At 75.3% G+C, this 13,073-nt stretch carries 11 protein-coding genes and 3 pseudogenes; 8 read left to right on the forward strand and 6 right to left on the reverse strand.

The window, feature by feature from the left end; all coding sequences use genetic code 11:
- The first annotated feature begins 32 nt into the window (after window positions 1–32).
- Window positions 33–1,559, forward strand: a complete 1,527-nt coding sequence (locus AC6I72_RS02675; protein ID WP_497999139.1) for a cytochrome P450 — start codon at window positions 33–35, stop codon at window positions 1,557–1,559.
- On the opposite strand, the gene AC6I72_RS02680 is transcribed toward AC6I72_RS02675, so the two are convergent.
- The 4 genes and pseudogenes from AC6I72_RS02680 to AC6I72_RS02695 all read right to left on the reverse strand — a co-directional run.
- On the reverse strand, window positions 1,521–2,369 hold the full coding sequence (locus tag AC6I72_RS02680) for a pentapeptide repeat-containing protein (protein ID WP_497999141.1): 849 nt from the start codon (window positions 2,367–2,369) through the stop codon (window positions 1,521–1,523). The genes AC6I72_RS02675 and AC6I72_RS02680 overlap by 39 nt on opposite strands.
- A gap of 44 nt (window positions 2,370–2,413) precedes the next feature.
- Window positions 2,414–3,253, reverse strand: coding sequence for an alpha/beta fold hydrolase (locus AC6I72_RS02685; protein ID WP_497999143.1), 840 nt, complete (start codon window positions 3,251–3,253; stop codon window positions 2,414–2,416).
- Between the two features lie 58 nt (window positions 3,254–3,311).
- On the reverse strand, window positions 3,312–4,232 hold the full coding sequence (locus AC6I72_RS02690) for a sigma-70 family RNA polymerase sigma factor (protein ID WP_497999144.1): 921 nt from the start codon (window positions 4,230–4,232) through the stop codon (window positions 3,312–3,314).
- Window positions 4,233–4,414: 182 nt separating this feature from the next.
- A pseudogene (locus tag AC6I72_RS02695) lies at window positions 4,415–4,692 on the reverse strand (GNAT family N-acetyltransferase); the annotation flags it as partial.
- 246 nt (window positions 4,693–4,938) lie between these two features.
- On the opposite strand from AC6I72_RS02695, the gene AC6I72_RS02700 reads away from it, so the two are divergent.
- Both AC6I72_RS02700 and AC6I72_RS02705 read left to right on the forward strand, forming a co-directional pair.
- The gene (locus AC6I72_RS02700; RefSeq protein ID WP_497999145.1) at window positions 4,939–5,343 is read left to right on the forward strand and encodes a hypothetical protein; all 405 of its coding nucleotides are present in this window, start codon (window positions 4,939–4,941) and stop codon (window positions 5,341–5,343) included.
- An 82-nt stretch (window positions 5,344–5,425) separates the two neighbouring features.
- Entirely contained in the window at window positions 5,426–6,469 is a 1,044-nt protein-coding gene (locus AC6I72_RS02705) for a zinc-binding dehydrogenase (RefSeq protein ID WP_497999146.1), read from the forward strand.
- A gap of 121 nt (window positions 6,470–6,590) precedes the next feature.
- Here AC6I72_RS02705 and AC6I72_RS02710 read toward each other — a convergent pair whose 3' ends face one another.
- Together AC6I72_RS02710 and AC6I72_RS02715 are read right to left on the reverse strand one after the other, a co-directional pair.
- Window positions 6,591–7,892 carry an alpha/beta fold hydrolase gene (locus AC6I72_RS02710; protein ID WP_497999147.1) on the reverse strand — a complete coding sequence of 434 codons (1,302 nt, stop codon included), beginning with the start codon at window positions 7,890–7,892 and terminating at the stop codon, window positions 6,591–6,593.
- 99 nt (window positions 7,893–7,991) lie between these two features.
- Window positions 7,992–8,557 (reverse strand): annotated as a pseudogene (locus tag AC6I72_RS02715) (substrate-binding domain-containing protein); the annotation flags it as partial.
- Here AC6I72_RS02715 and AC6I72_RS02720 point away from each other — a divergent pair.
- From AC6I72_RS02720 to AC6I72_RS02740, 5 genes and pseudogenes are all read left to right on the forward strand, one after another.
- Window positions 8,471–8,755 (forward strand): annotated as a pseudogene (locus tag AC6I72_RS02720) (FGGY-family carbohydrate kinase); the annotation flags it as partial. The pseudogenes AC6I72_RS02715 and AC6I72_RS02720 overlap by 87 nt on opposite strands.
- A gap of 224 nt (window positions 8,756–8,979) precedes the next feature.
- Window positions 8,980–9,735 (forward strand): (Fe-S)-binding protein, encoded by a 756-nt coding sequence (locus AC6I72_RS02725; protein ID WP_497999148.1) that lies wholly within the window; start codon window positions 8,980–8,982, stop codon window positions 9,733–9,735.
- Complete coding sequence (locus tag AC6I72_RS02730; RefSeq protein ID WP_497999149.1) at window positions 9,732–11,210, forward strand: lactate utilization protein B; 1,479 nt, start codon at window positions 9,732–9,734, stop codon at window positions 11,208–11,210. Before AC6I72_RS02725 ends, AC6I72_RS02730 begins: the two co-directional genes overlap by 4 nt.
- A complete protein-coding gene (locus tag AC6I72_RS02735) occupies window positions 11,207–11,854 on the forward strand; it encodes a LutC/YkgG family protein (RefSeq protein WP_497999151.1) in 648 nt (215 codons plus the stop codon). Before AC6I72_RS02730 ends, AC6I72_RS02735 begins: the two co-directional genes overlap by 4 nt.
- A 22-nt stretch (window positions 11,855–11,876) precedes the next feature.
- Window positions 11,877–13,031 carry an ABC transporter ATP-binding protein gene (locus tag AC6I72_RS02740; protein WP_497999152.1) on the forward strand — a complete coding sequence of 385 codons (1,155 nt, stop codon included), beginning with the start codon at window positions 11,877–11,879 and terminating at the stop codon, window positions 13,029–13,031.
- Window positions 13,032–13,073: the final 42 nt, after the last annotated feature.

Below are 13,073 nucleotides of genomic sequence, written 5' to 3' on the forward strand. Positions count from 1 at the left end.
GTGGACCCAGGGAGACCCCGGGAGCGCGCGGCATGGCGGAGACAACGACCGGAACCGGACTGCCGAAAGGATTCCGCAGCGCGGAGCTGGGCTGGCCCGAGCTGCACCGGCTGCCCCACCCACCGCGCCGGGTCCCCTTCCTCGGCGATGTCCTGGGCGTCGACCGGAGCACCCCGGTGCAGGACTCGATGCGCTCCGCCCGCTCGCTCGGTCCGATCTTCCGCCGCAAGGTGTTCGGCAGGGAGTTCGTCTTCGTCTGGGGCGCGCGCCTGGTCGCCGACCTCGCCGACGAGTCCCGCTTCGCCAAGCACGTGGGCCTGGGCGTGGCCAACCTGCGGCCGGTCGCCGGGGACGGGCTGTTCACCGCCTACAATCACGAGCCGAACTGGCAGCTGGCGCACGACGTCCTGGCCCCCGGCTTCAGCCGCGAGGCGATGGCGGGCTACCACCTGATGATGCTGGACGTGGCCGGGCGGCTCACCGACCACTGGGACCGCGCCGAGGCCGCGGGCCGCTCCGTGGACATACCCGGTGACATGACCAAGCTGACCCTGGAGACGATCGCGCGCACCGGCTTCGGCCACGACTTCGGTTCCTTCGAACGCCCGCGCCCGCACCCGTTCGTCACCGCGATGGTCGGCACGCTCTCCTACGCGCAGCGCCTCAACACCGTCCCGGCCCCGCTCGCCCCCTACCTGCTGCGCGGCGCGACCCGCCGCAACGCGGCCGACATCGCCCACCTCAACCGCACCGTCGACGACCTCGTGCGCGCCCGGCGCTCGGGCGGCGCCACCGGGAGCGGGGACCTGCTCGACCGGATGCTGGAGACCGCCCACCCCGTGACCGGCGAACACCTGTCGGCCCAGAACGTACGCCGCCAGGTGATCACCTTCCTGGTCGCCGGTCACGAGACCACCTCGGGCGCGCTGTCCTTCGCGCTGTACTACCTGGCCCGGCACCCCGAGGTCGCCGCGCGCGCCCGGGCCGAGGTGGACCGGGTGTGGGGCGAGACGGCGGCACCCGGCTACGAGCAGGTCGCCAAGCTGCGGTACGTGCGACGGGTGCTGGACGAGTCGCTGCGGCTGTGGCCGACCGCGCCCGCCTTCGCCCGCGAGGCCCTGCGGGACACGGTGCTCGCCGGGGAGCACCCCATGTGGCAGGGGGCGTGGACGCTGGTGCTGACACCGATGCTGCACCGCGACCCCGAGGTGTGGGGCGCGGACGCGGAGCGGTTCGACCCGGACCGGTTCGACGCGGGAGCCGTACGGAGCCGTCCACCGCACGTCTTCAAGCCGTTCGGCACCGGGGCGCGGGCGTGCATCGGCCGCCAGTTCGCCCTGCACGAGGCCACCTTGGTCCTCGGTCTGCTGCTGCGCCGCTACGAGTTGCGGGCGCGGCCCGACTACCGGCTGAAGGTGACCGAACGGCTCACCCTCATGCCGCAGGGGCTGCGGCTGCACCTGGAGCGGCGGACGGCGCCCGCCCGGACCGGTGCCGTGCCGGTGCCCGACGAGGGCGGGTCAGCCCCGCGCTGTCCAGTGCGCGGGGCGGGTGACTGACCCGGGCAGCCGGGTGCCCGCGCTGCCCCGGGCCGCTGCGAGCTGCGGCTGGGTCAGGAAGAACGCGCCCGTCAGGTCCGCGTCCGTGAGGTCGGCGTCCCGCAGGTCCGCCCCGATCAGATCGGTGCCGCGCAGGTCCGCGCCGGTGAGGTCGGCCGCGATCAGGTAGGCGCCGCGCAGGCTGGCCCCGCGCAGGTCGGCGCCCCTGAGCCGGGCGCCCATCAGGTCCGCGCCCCGCCGGTCCTTCTTCCTGCCGCGCACCGCGGCCCGGGCCAGTTCGCTGGTGCGCAGCAGCAGCACGTTGACCTCCTGCCGGTGGGCGGCGACGTCCAGCGCGGCCAGGCCCTCGGGCGGCAGCAGGGTGAGCTGCTCGGTCCGCTCCAGGGCCCGGCGCACCTCGGCGTGGACGGGCCGGGCGGCGGGCAGGGTGAGCGCCTCGGTCAGGTACCAGAGCAGTTCGTGCAGCTGCCGTACGACCGGGAACACGTCGGACATCTGCCGCAGCGCCCCGGCGCCTCCCCTGCGCCAGTCGCGGCCGCCGAAGGTGACCTGGGAGACCTTCTGACCCGCGCCGAAGCAGTCGTAGACCGTGCAGCCGGTGTAGCCCTCGTCCCGCAGCCGGGCGTGGATGCCGCAGCGGTGGTCCTCGCGCAGGTTCGGGCACGGCCTGCCCGCGGGCTTGTCACGCGCGAAGTCCGCGGAGGCCGTGAAGGGCAGGGCGACGCAGCACAGCCCGAAGCAGTTCGCGCAGTCACCGCGCAGTCCGGGCCGCGCGCCCGGCTCGCGCCGTCCGGCTGTCTGATCTGGCATGTCCCCACCCTACCGACCCGCGCGGCAGGCCCCGGACCGCCGGGTCAGCGCAGGAACCCGGCGGTGACCGCCACGAACCGGGCCGGGTCGTCCAGCCAGGGGAAGTGTCCCGCGCCGGGCAGGACGGCGAGGTCGCCGTGCGGGAACAGCCCGGCGTACTCCGCCATCGCGGGCGGCGGTGAGTTCAGGTCGGCCTCGCCCGCGAGCACCAGCACGGGTGCGGACAGTGCGCCGAGCGCGGCCCGGGTGTCCTGCGGGCCGTACGCGCCCTCGGACCCGTACACCGCGGCGGCCTCGGCGTTCTTCTCCTCGGCGTCCGCGGCCTCCAGCGCCCGCGCGGCGTCGTCCCAGCGGCCGTGCAGGAAGGGGGCGATCGCCTTCCAGCGGACGTCCGTGGCACGGCCGGCCACGACGTCCTCCAGGGCGGCGTACGCCTGCGGGTACCACGGTTCGTCCGCGCGCAGGCGTGCGGTCGCGAGCCGGACGTCCGCCGTGACGGTGATGCCGACCGCCACCACGCTCGGTGTGATCAGCGCGAGCCGTCCGACCCGCTCGGGGAAGCGGCTCGCGTAGAGCGCCGCCAGGTTCGCGCCCGCGCAGTGCGCGAGCAGGTCCATCCGTTCCAGGCCCAGGTGCTCGCGCAGCGCCTCGATGTCGCCGACGAGCCGGTCGCAGCGGTACGTCGCCGGGTCCCGGGGCGGCTGCGAGGCGCCGGTGCCGCGCAGGTCGAGGCGGACCAGCCGGCGGTGGGCGGACAGGCCGCCGAGGTCCCCGAGGTAGGCCGAGGCGCGCATCGGCCCGCCGGGCAGGCAGATCAACGGCGCGCCCGCACCGCTCTCGTGGCAGGCGAGGCGGGTTCCGTCGTGGGCCGGGAAGACAGACATGGCGATGACCATGTCAGCGCCGTCCCGGCCCCGCAATCGCTTTTGCGGCGGCCGAAGTTCAGCCCGCCATGGCCTCGCGCAGCCCGAGGTGAGCCAGCCGGCCGGGGTCGGACAGGATGTAGAGGTGGGTGATCCGGCCGTCCGCGACGGTGACGCCCATGACCGAGTGCGGGCCGTCCTCGGGGGTGTTGGCCAGCCCGACCGCGCCGTTGACCAGCACCAGGCGCGCGGTCGGCGCGTAGCGGGAGAAGGTGAGCGCCTGCGCCGCCACCGTCCGCGCGCCGTGCACCACCTTGGACCCGGCGGCGCCGCGGACCAGGGCGCCGGCGTCGACCCGCAGCACCACATCGGGGTGCAGCACGGCGACCAGCGCCTCGAAGTCACCGCCGCGCGAGGCGGCGAGGAACGCCTCCAGTACCTGCCGCTGCCGTCCGAGGTCGGTCTCCGCCGAGGGGGCGGCGCCCTGGACCCGGCGGCGGGCCCGGCTGGCCAGCTGCCTGGTCGCGGCCGCGGTGCGGTCCACCACCGGCGCGATGTCGTCGAACGGCACGGCGAACAGGTCGTGCAGCACGAACGCGAGCCGCTCGTCGGGCTCCAGGGTCTCCAGCACGACGAGCAGGGCGAGCCCCACCGAGTCGCCCCGCAGCGCCTCCTGTTCCGGGTCGGCCGTCGTCAGGGGACGCACGAGGGGGTCGGGGACGAACGTCTCGTCCATCGGTTCCTCGCGCCGCGCGCCGCGCGTGCGCAGCAGGTCCAGGCAGACGCGGCCGGTCACCGTGGTCAGCCAGGCCGCCAGGTTCCCGATGCCGGCGGTGTCGGCGCGGGTGAGCTTGAGCCAGGTCTCCTGGACGGCATCCTCGGCCTCCGTCAGCGAGCCGAGCATGCGGTAGGCGACCGCGCGCAGCCGGCCCCGGTGCTCCTCGAACCGCCGCGCCAGGGCTTCCTCACCGGCCGCCGTGCCGGTCGTACCGTCCACCATGTCCCGTTCCCCGTCCCGCGTCCCGGGCCCGGATGTCCTGTCCGCGGCCGGCTCGCCCCTGCGCCCTGTCCGTCGGCGCGGTGTCCCGCCGCCTCCGGTCGATCATCCTAGGCCGAGGACGGCGTCACCGGCCGGCCGATGCGAACGTCACCGCCGGTTCACCCCCGAACCGGCCGGCCCCCGCCTCGGCGCTCGCGGTCAGGAAGGCACGGACGCGGCAGGGCCCGTCCGGCGGCCGGGACGAGGTTCCCGCGGGTCAGGGTCAGCTCGAAGGAGTGCGCGGCGGCGGTGCCGACGGGCCGCCCGTCCCGCGTCAGCGCGAGCAGGCAGCGGTCCGTCTCGAGCGCCGGCCACCGGAGTCCGCCGCCCTCGACGGGGGTTTCCGGGAAGCGCCCGAACGCGGCGTGGACGGTGTGGCGAAGACGCCGAGATCCCTGTCGGTCGTGGGACAGATGTCCATCGTTGCCGCTGCCTCCCCGGGTCGCCGGCGCCACGACGCGCGGTGTCCGCCCACGGTGCGGCGTCGGCGCGGGACCGGGGCAGGTGGATGACGGCGGTGGGTGGGGACCGGCCCGGCGGACGCGGGCCGGGTCGCGGGGGTGGAGGCCCGTGGACGGCCGGCTCAGCGAAGCCGGCCGGACTCCGCCGGCCGGGCGGGGGTGGCCGCGAGATCGCCGGCGGCCGTCTGGGTGACCGCCCCCACACGGTGACCGCCGCCGCCGCGGGCGCCACCCTCCTGCTGCTCGCGATCGTCCTGCTGGCCGGCTCCGCCCCCGTCGCGGTCGTCCTGGTCGCTCTGCTCGGCTTCTTCGGCCTGGGCGCCAATCCGGTCCTGATGGCCCTGGCCGTCCGGTACGCCGGCAAGGCGCCCACCCTAGCCTCCGCCCTGACCGTCTCCGCGTTCAGCCTCGGCACCGCGGCCGGCTCCGGGACCGCCGGCCGGGCCCTCGGCTCCGGCCCGGGCCCCACCGGCCCCGCCGTCGTCGGCACCGCCATCGCCGCTCTGACCCTGATCCCCACCACCGTCCTCGCCCTGAACCGCCGCCGCGCCACGGCGGCCGTCTCGGGGGAGCTTCCGGGTGCGCCCGCCGACCGTGCCCGTCAGGGTTGAGAACGGCCGGGGCGCGCACTCGCCCATGAACCACCGACCAGCACCTTCGAAGCACACGATTCCCCGCACTGGAGAGCACCTCATGCGCGCGACCCTCATGTACGGCGCCGGCGACGTCCGCGTCGAGAACGTCCCCGACTCCGCCGTCAAGCTGCCCACCGACGCCCTGGTCCGCATCACCGCGTCCTGCATCTGCGGCAGCGACCTGTGGCCCTACGGCTCGATGAAGCCCGAGGACGGCCCGGCCCGCATGGGCCACGAGTTCATCGGCATCGTCGAGGACACCGGACCGGAGGTCACCACCGTGAAGTGCGGCGACCTCGTCGTCGCCCCGTTCGCGATCTCCGACAACACCTGCGAGTTCTGCCGCGAGGGGCTGCACACCTCCTGCGCCCACCCGCAGGCCGGCTTCTGGGACGGCGAGCCGGAAGAAGGCGGCCAGGCCGAGGCCGTCCGTGTCCCGCTGGCCGACGGCACCCTGGTCAAGCTGCCCGTCGCGGCGGACTCCGCCCTCATCCCGTCCCTGCTGACCCTCTCCGACGTCCTCGGCACCGGCTACCACGCCGCCGTGGCGGGCGGTGTCGGCGAGCGCACCCGCGTCACCGTGGTCGGCGACGGCGCGGTCGGCCTGCTCGCGGTCCTCTCCGCCGAGCGGCTCGGCGCGGAGCAGATCATCCTCATGGGCCGCCACCAGGCGCGCACCGACCTCGGCCGCGAGTTCGGCGCCACCGACGTCGTCTCCGCCCGCGGTGAGGAAGGCATCGAGGCCGTCCGTGAGCTGACCGGCGGGCACGGCACGCACGTGGTCCTCGAATGCGTCGGCAACATGCCCGCCTACGAGCAGTCCCTCGGGGCCGTCCGCCCCGGCGGCGTGATCAGCCGCGTCGGCGTCCCCCAGTACGAGGAGGCGCCCGTCGGCTTCGGCAGCCTCTTCCGCCACAACGTCCGCCTCGCCGGAGGCCCCGCGCCCGTGCGCGCCTACATCGAGGAACTCATGCCCGACATCCTCGACGGCACCATCCGGCCCGGGAGGGTCTTCGACGCCACGACCGGCCTCGACGGCGTCCCGGCCGGCTACCAGGACATGGCCGACCGCAAGGCGCTCAAGGTCCTCGTCAAGCCCTGACCCGCCGGGCCGGCGGGGGGCCGGCCCGGCCGGCCCCCCGGCACCCGGCGTTCTCGCCCGCGGCACGCCGTCACCGGGCGTTCTCGTCGCGGCACCCCGGCGCCCGGGCGGCGGGCCGGTGTCAGGCGTCGTCGCGGGCGAGGGCGAGGAGCCGGTCGAGGACGCGGGGGCCGCCGGCCCGCACCCCGTCGTGCTCGAACTCGTCGGTGACCCAGGTGCGCAGACCGCGCACGGCGCGGGCGGTGGCCAGGGCGTGGCCGGTGTCGACGTACATGTCGTCGTGGTAGACGGCGGCGGCGACCGGGACCTCGTTGGCGGCGAGCCGGGCCGGGTCGTACAGGGGCTGCCAGTCGGTGCGGGCGGCGAGCAGGTCGGCGCACTCGCGCAGCGGGCGCAGCGCGGGGTCGCAGTCGAACGTCCAGGGGTGCACGGTCTCGCCGGTGAACAGCAGCGGCCCGTCCCCGGCGAGCGCCTTGGCCGCGTCGAACTGGGGGAACTCGGCGCGCACCCGCTCGGCCGACCAGGCGGTGGGCCGGCTGTCCTGGGCGTAGATGGCCTCGTGGACGAGGGCGTAGAGCGGGTGGGCGGCGTAGGACAGCGCGCCGCGGACCTCCTCCTGGAAGGCGTCGGAGAGGGCCGGCCCGCCGGGGGTGGGCACGAACGCCTGCTCCAGCAGGAAGTGGAGGCGGTGGCTGCCGTCCGCGCCGCCGAGCATGATGCCCAGGGACTGGAAGGCCTCGGCGGTCAGCCGGTGTCCGCCGGGGAGCACCACGTCGTGGGTGAGGAGGTGTTCGGCGATCTCGCGGGCGCGGGCGACGTCCTGCGGGTAGCGGGCGTAGTGCGCGGCGACCTTGCGCTCCATGCGCGGGTAGGCGGCGCGGTAGACGTCGTCGGCGTGTGCGTCCAGGGCGGGCAGGCCGCCGGTGATCAGGGCGGTGTCGAGGCCTTCGGGGTGGGTGGAGAGGTAGTGGACGGCGCAGAAGCCGCCGAAGCTCTGGCCCAGGACGGTCCAGGGCGCGCCGCCGGTGACCTCGGGGCGGATCGCCTCACAGTCGCGGACGATGGAGTCGGCGCGGAAGCGGGTGAGGTAGTCGGCCTGTGCGGCCGGGCCGCCGCGCAGCGGGAGGGTCTGGCGGTTGGCGGGGGTGGAGCGTCCGGTGCCGCGCTGGTCGAGGAGGAGCACGCGGTACTCCTGCAGGGCCCGGCCGAGCCAGGCCTGCCTGCCGATGAACCGGTTCGCCCCGAAGCCGGGGCCGCCCTGGAGGTAGAGCAGCCACGGCAGGTCGCGGTCGGCCTTGTCACGGGCGGCCACCGCACGCGCGTAGAGCTGGATCGTCTCCCCCGCCGGGTCGTCGTGGTCGAGCGGCACGGTGAAGAAGCGGTCGGTGAGGACGACGCCGGGCTGGTGGTAGCTGACGGTCAACGGTTCTCCCAGGACGGAGGTGCTACGGCCGCGTCCCAGTGGAGCACATGCCGCCGGGCCCCCGGGCCGGCGGGAGGGGGAAGCGTGCTGAACGGCCGGTCAGCGGCCGGGGAGGGTGGAGCTGCGGACCACCAGTTCGGGATGGAGCACCACCCGCCGGTGCTCGTGCGCCTCGGGGCCGCCCCTGGTCTCCGTCTCCTCCAGCAGCAGTCCGGCCGCGAGGGCGCCCAGGGTGACGGCGGGCCGGCGGACCGAGGTGAGCGGGACGGCCGCCGCGGCGGCGAACTCGATGTCGACGCCGGCCGCGTACATGGCCTGCAGGACGCCCAGGGCGAGCAGGTCGTTGGCGCAGAAGACGGCGGTGGGCCGGTCGGCGAGGCCGAGCAGCCGTGCTCCGGCGTCCCGGCGGCGGCGACGTCGAGGCGTTCGGTGGGCAGTTCGCGCAGCACGTCGGGGCCGAGTCCCGCCTCCGCGAGCGCGTTCAGGGCGCCGGTGCGGCGGTCGCGGACCTGGTTGAGGCCGGGCGGCCCGCTGACGTAGGCGATGGAGCGGTGCCCGGCGTCCACGAGGTGCCGTACCACCGCAGGGCCGTCGAGCAGGCGCAGCGTCTGGCCGGCCGTGCCGTCGACGTGGTGCACGTCGTCGGCGGCGGCACCCGCAACGCGCTGCTGTGCCGGCTGACCGCCGGCGCGTGCGGGCTGCCGGTGGTGGCCGGGCCCGCCGAGGCCGCCGCCTTCGGCAACGTGCTGGTGCAGGCCCGGGCGCACGGGCTCGTCGGTGACCGGGCGGGGATGCGGCGCCTGCCGGCCCGCACCCGGTCGCTGACGCGGTACGAGCCGCGCGGCGACGCGGCGGCGTGGCGGCGTGGCGGGCGGCCGGGGCCCGGCTCGGCACCGCACCGTGAGGTCGCCCGGCCAGGGCCGGGCCGGCAGCGGGGCAGCCTGCCGCCCCGCCGGGACCGGAGCCGGCCGCCGCCTCCGGGAGCGGAGCGCCCGGACCGCCACGCCCGGAGCGGTCCCGGGTCTCCCGCCCCGCTGCCCGCCTGACTACGCTTCACCCGTCCGATGACCGACGACAAGGAGCCGCGATGCGTGTCGCCCTGTTCCTGACCTGCGTCAATGACACGCTCTATCCGGACACCGGCCGCGCGGTGGTGAAACTGCTGGCCAGACTGGGCGTCCGGGTGGACTTCCCGCTGGGGCAGACGTGTTGCGGGCAGGCCCACTACAACACCGGGTACCGCCACGAGGCGGAGCCGCTGGCCCGGCAGTTCTCCGATGTCTTCCGGGACTACGACGCGATCGTCACACCGTCCGGGTCCTGCGGGGCGATGGTGCGGGAGCTGTATCCGCGCATGGGCGAACGGGCGCGGGCGGAGGGGCGGGGGGACTCGCTGGCCCGGGCGCTGGCGCCCGTGGTGCCGAAGACGTACGAGCTGACCGAGTTCCTGGTCGACGTGCTGGGCGTGACGGACGTGGGGGCGTACTACCCGCACACCGTCACCTACCACCCGACCTGCCACGGGCTGCGCGCGCTGGGTCTCGGGGACCGTCCCCGGCGGCTGCTGGAGGCCGTGAAGGGGCTGGAACTGGTGGAGCTGCCCGGCGCCGAGGAGTGCTGCGGCTTCGGCGGCACCTTCGCGGTGAAGAACTCCGACGTCTCCGCGGCGATGGGCGCCGACAAGGTGCGCGGCGCCGAGTCGACCGGCGCCGAGGTGCTGTGCGCGGCCGACAACTCCTGCCTGATGCACATCGGCGGGACGATGACCCGGCTGCGCAGCCGGATGCGGCCGGTGCACATCGCGGAGATCCTGGCGAGCACGGAAGAGGAGCCCCTGGCATGAGCGGTACGTTCGTCGGCATGCCGGCGTTCCCGGCGGCCGCGCACGAGGCTGTGCGCGACGCGACGCTGCGCGGCAACCTGCGCCACGCCACGCACACCATCCGCGCCAAGCGGGCCAAGGCGGTGGCCGAGGTCTCCGACTGGGCGCGGCTGCGCGAGGCGGGACGGCGCATCAAGGACCACACGCTGCGCCACCTGGACCGCTACCTGGTGCAGGTGGAGGAGGCGGTCACCGCGGCCGGCGGCACCGTCCACTGGGCGGTCGACGCGGCCGAGGCGAACCGGATCGTCGCGGGCCTGGTCCGGGCGACCGGCGAGAGCGAGGTGGTCAAGGTCAAGTCGATGGCCACCCAGGAGATCGGGCTCAACGAGGCACTGGAGGCGGAGGGCATCCGCGCCTACGAGACCGATCTCGCCGAGCTGATCGTGCAGTTGGGCAAGGACCGGCCGTCCCACATCCTGGTGCCCGCGATCCACCGCAACCGCGGGGAGATCCGCGACATCTTCCGCTCCGAGATGAAGGAGTGGGGACGCCCGGCCCCCGAGGGCCTGACCGACACGCCGGCCGAACTCGCCGAGGCAGCCCGGCTGCACCTGCGGGAGAAGTTCCTGCGCGCCAAGGTCGGCATCTCCGGCGCCAACTTCGTGGTGGCCGAGACCGGCACGCTGGTGGTCGTGGAGTCCGAGGGCAACGGACGCATGTGCCTGACGCTGCCCGAGACGCTGATCTCGGTCGTCGGCATCGAGAAGATCGTGCCGACCTGGCAGGACCTGGAGGTCTTCCTGCAGACCCTGCCCCGCTCCTCCACCGCCGAGCGGATGAACCCGTACACGTCCACCTGGACCGGCACCACCGACGGGGACGGCCCGAGCACCTTCCACCTCGTGCTGCTCGACAACGGGCGCACCGACACCCTCGCCGACGAGGTGGGCCGGCAGGCCCTGCGCTGCATCCGCTGCTCGGCCTGCCTGAACGTGTGCCCGGTCTACGAGCGGGCCGGCGGGCACGCGTACGGCTCGGTCTACCCGGGACCGATCGGCGCCATCCTCAGCCCGCAGCTGCGCGGCACCGGCAGCGCGATCGACGCCTCCCTGCCGTACGCGTCCTCGCTGTGCGGCGCCTGCTACGAGGTGTGCCCGGTCGCCATCGACATCCCCGAGGTCCTGGTGCACCTGCGGGAACGGGTCGCACAGGGCGGCGGGGCGACCCGCGAGGGCAACAAGGTGGTGCTCAGGCCCGCCCGGGGACACCGGGCCGAGCGGGCGGCGATGCGCGCGGCCCGCCTCGCCCTCACCCACCCGGCCCTGCTGCGCGGCGGCCAGCGGCTGGCGTCGCGCACCCGCCGTCTCCACCCCCGCACCCTGCCCGGTCCGGGCCGGGCCTGGACGGGGTCCCGGGACCTGCCGGCGCTGCCCGCGGAGCCGTTCCGGGACTGGTGGCAGCGGACGCACGGCGGCGAGGAGGGAACGAAGTGAGCAGCAGGGAACGGATCCTGGGCCGGGTGCGGCGCGCGCTGGCGGACGTACCGCCCGACGACCCGCCCTACGAGCAGGCGGTCGCCCGGGACTATCTGCGCCGGCACGGCGACCTGGACGTCCCGGCGACGGTCGAGCTGCTGGCCGCGAACCTGGCCGACTACCGGGCGCTGGTCCACCGCACCGACGCGGCCGGGCTGCCCGCCCTGATCGCCCGGCTGCTCGCCGAGCGGGGCTCGGCGACCGTCCTGGTGCCGCCGGGCCTGGAGGAGGCGTGGACGGCGCGGGCCGGGGTGACGCGGGTCGAGGACCGGCCGGACAGCTCGCCGCGCGAACTGGACCGCGTCGACAGTGTGGTCACCGGCTGCGCGGTCGCCGTCGCGGAGACCGGCACCATCGTCCTGGACGGCTCCGCCGACCAGGGCCGCCGCCGGATCACGCTCGTCCCCGACCATCACGTCTGCGTCGTCCGCGTCCCGGGCCAGGTGGTCTCCTCGGTGCCCGAGGCCCTGGCCCGCCTGGATCCGCGGCGCCCGCTGACCTGGATCTCCGGCCCCTCCGCGACCAGCGACATCGAGCTGGACCGGGTGGAGGGGGTGCACGGACCGCGCACCCTGGAGGTGGTGCTGGTGAGCGGGGAGTGAGGGGCGCGGCTAGCGTGAATGCATGATCCGGTTCGAGCAGGTCACCAAGCGGTACCCGGACGGGACCACGGCCGTGGACGGCCTCGACCTGGAGGTGGCCGAGGGCGAACTCGTCACCCTGGTCGGGCCGTCCGGGTGCGGGAAGACCACCACCATGATGATGGTCAACCGGCTCGTCGAACCGACCTCGGGCCGGGTCCTCGTGGACGGCGAGGACGTCGCCGCCGTCGACCCGGTACGGCTGCGCCGCCGGATCGGCTACGTCATCCAGCAGGTCGGTCTCTTCCCGCACCGCACGGTCCTCGACAACACCGCCACCGTGCCCGCGCTGCTCGGCTGGAAGCGGGCGAGGGCGCGGGCGCGGGCCGCCGAGCTGCTGGAGCTGGTGGGCCTGGACCCGGCGACGTACGGGCCGCGCTACCCGGAGCAGCTCTCGGGCGGTCAGCGCCAGCGGGTCGGCGTGGCGCGGGCGCTGGCCGCGGACCCGCCGGTGCTGCTGATGGACGAGCCGTTCGGGGCGGTGGACCCGGTGGTGCGCGAGCAGTTGCAGGACGAGTTCCTGCGCATGCAGGCCGCGGTGCGCAAGACGGTGCTGCTGGTCACGCACGACATCGAGGAGGCGGTGCGGCTCGGCGACCGCATCGCCGTGTACGGGCAGGGGCGCATCGAGCAGTTCGACACGCCCGCCGCGGTGCTGGGCACCCCGGCGAACGGGTACGTCGCCTCGTTCGTGGGCGCCGACCGCGGTCTGAAGAGGATGTCGGTGACGGCGGTCGAACGAGGCGATCTGGAGCAGCCGCCGATCGCCCGGCTCGACGAGCCGGCCGCGCGCGTGGCCGGGCGGCTGCGGGCCGCGGGCGCCCGCTGGGCGGTGGTCCTCGACACCTTCGGGGACCTGCACGGCTGGGTGGGTCTGGACGCGCTGGGCGCGGGCGGCGCGGTCGGTGACCTGGCGCACCGGATGAACGCGTGGGTGCCGGTGGGCGCCCCGCTGAAACAGGCCTTCGGGGTGATGCTCCAGCACGACGCGGGCTGGGTCGCCGTGCTGGACGGTGCGCGTTTCCTCGGCGTGCTGACCCCGGCGAAGCTGCACGAGGCGCTGCGCCGTTCGGTGGACGCGGACGCCCGCGGGGTGCCGCGCGGGCAGGTCGGCTTCGACTCGGTGGCGGACGCCTGACCCGCGCGCCGGGCGGCAGGCCGGGGGCGAAGGCGCGCACCG

Source organism: Streptomyces sp. Xyl84, assembly GCF_059731885.1.

What these genes read in the sequence shown, in the direction of transcription:
- AC6I72_RS02675 (WP_497999139.1), top strand. Translation starts at nt 33, where the DNA reads ATGGCGGAGACAACGACCGGAACCGGACTGCCGAAAGGATTCCGCAGC.
- AC6I72_RS02680 (WP_497999141.1), bottom strand. Translation starts at nt 2,369, where the DNA reads ATGCCAGATCAGACAGCCGGACGGCGCGAGCCGGGCGCGCGGCCCGGA.
- AC6I72_RS02685 (WP_497999143.1), bottom strand. Translation starts at nt 3,253, where the DNA reads ATGTCTGTCTTCCCGGCCCACGACGGAACCCGCCTCGCCTGCCACGAG.
- AC6I72_RS02690 (WP_497999144.1), bottom strand. Translation starts at nt 4,232, where the DNA reads ATGGTGGACGGTACGACCGGCACGGCGGCCGGTGAGGAAGCCCTGGCG.
- AC6I72_RS02705 (WP_497999146.1), top strand. Translation starts at nt 5,426, where the DNA reads ATGCGCGCGACCCTCATGTACGGCGCCGGCGACGTCCGCGTCGAGAAC.
- AC6I72_RS02725 (WP_497999148.1), top strand. Translation starts at nt 8,980, where the DNA reads ATGCGTGTCGCCCTGTTCCTGACCTGCGTCAATGACACGCTCTATCCG.
- AC6I72_RS02730 (WP_497999149.1), top strand. Translation starts at nt 9,732, where the DNA reads ATGAGCGGTACGTTCGTCGGCATGCCGGCGTTCCCGGCGGCCGCGCAC.
- AC6I72_RS02740 (WP_497999152.1), top strand. Translation starts at nt 11,877, where the DNA reads ATGATCCGGTTCGAGCAGGTCACCAAGCGGTACCCGGACGGGACCACG.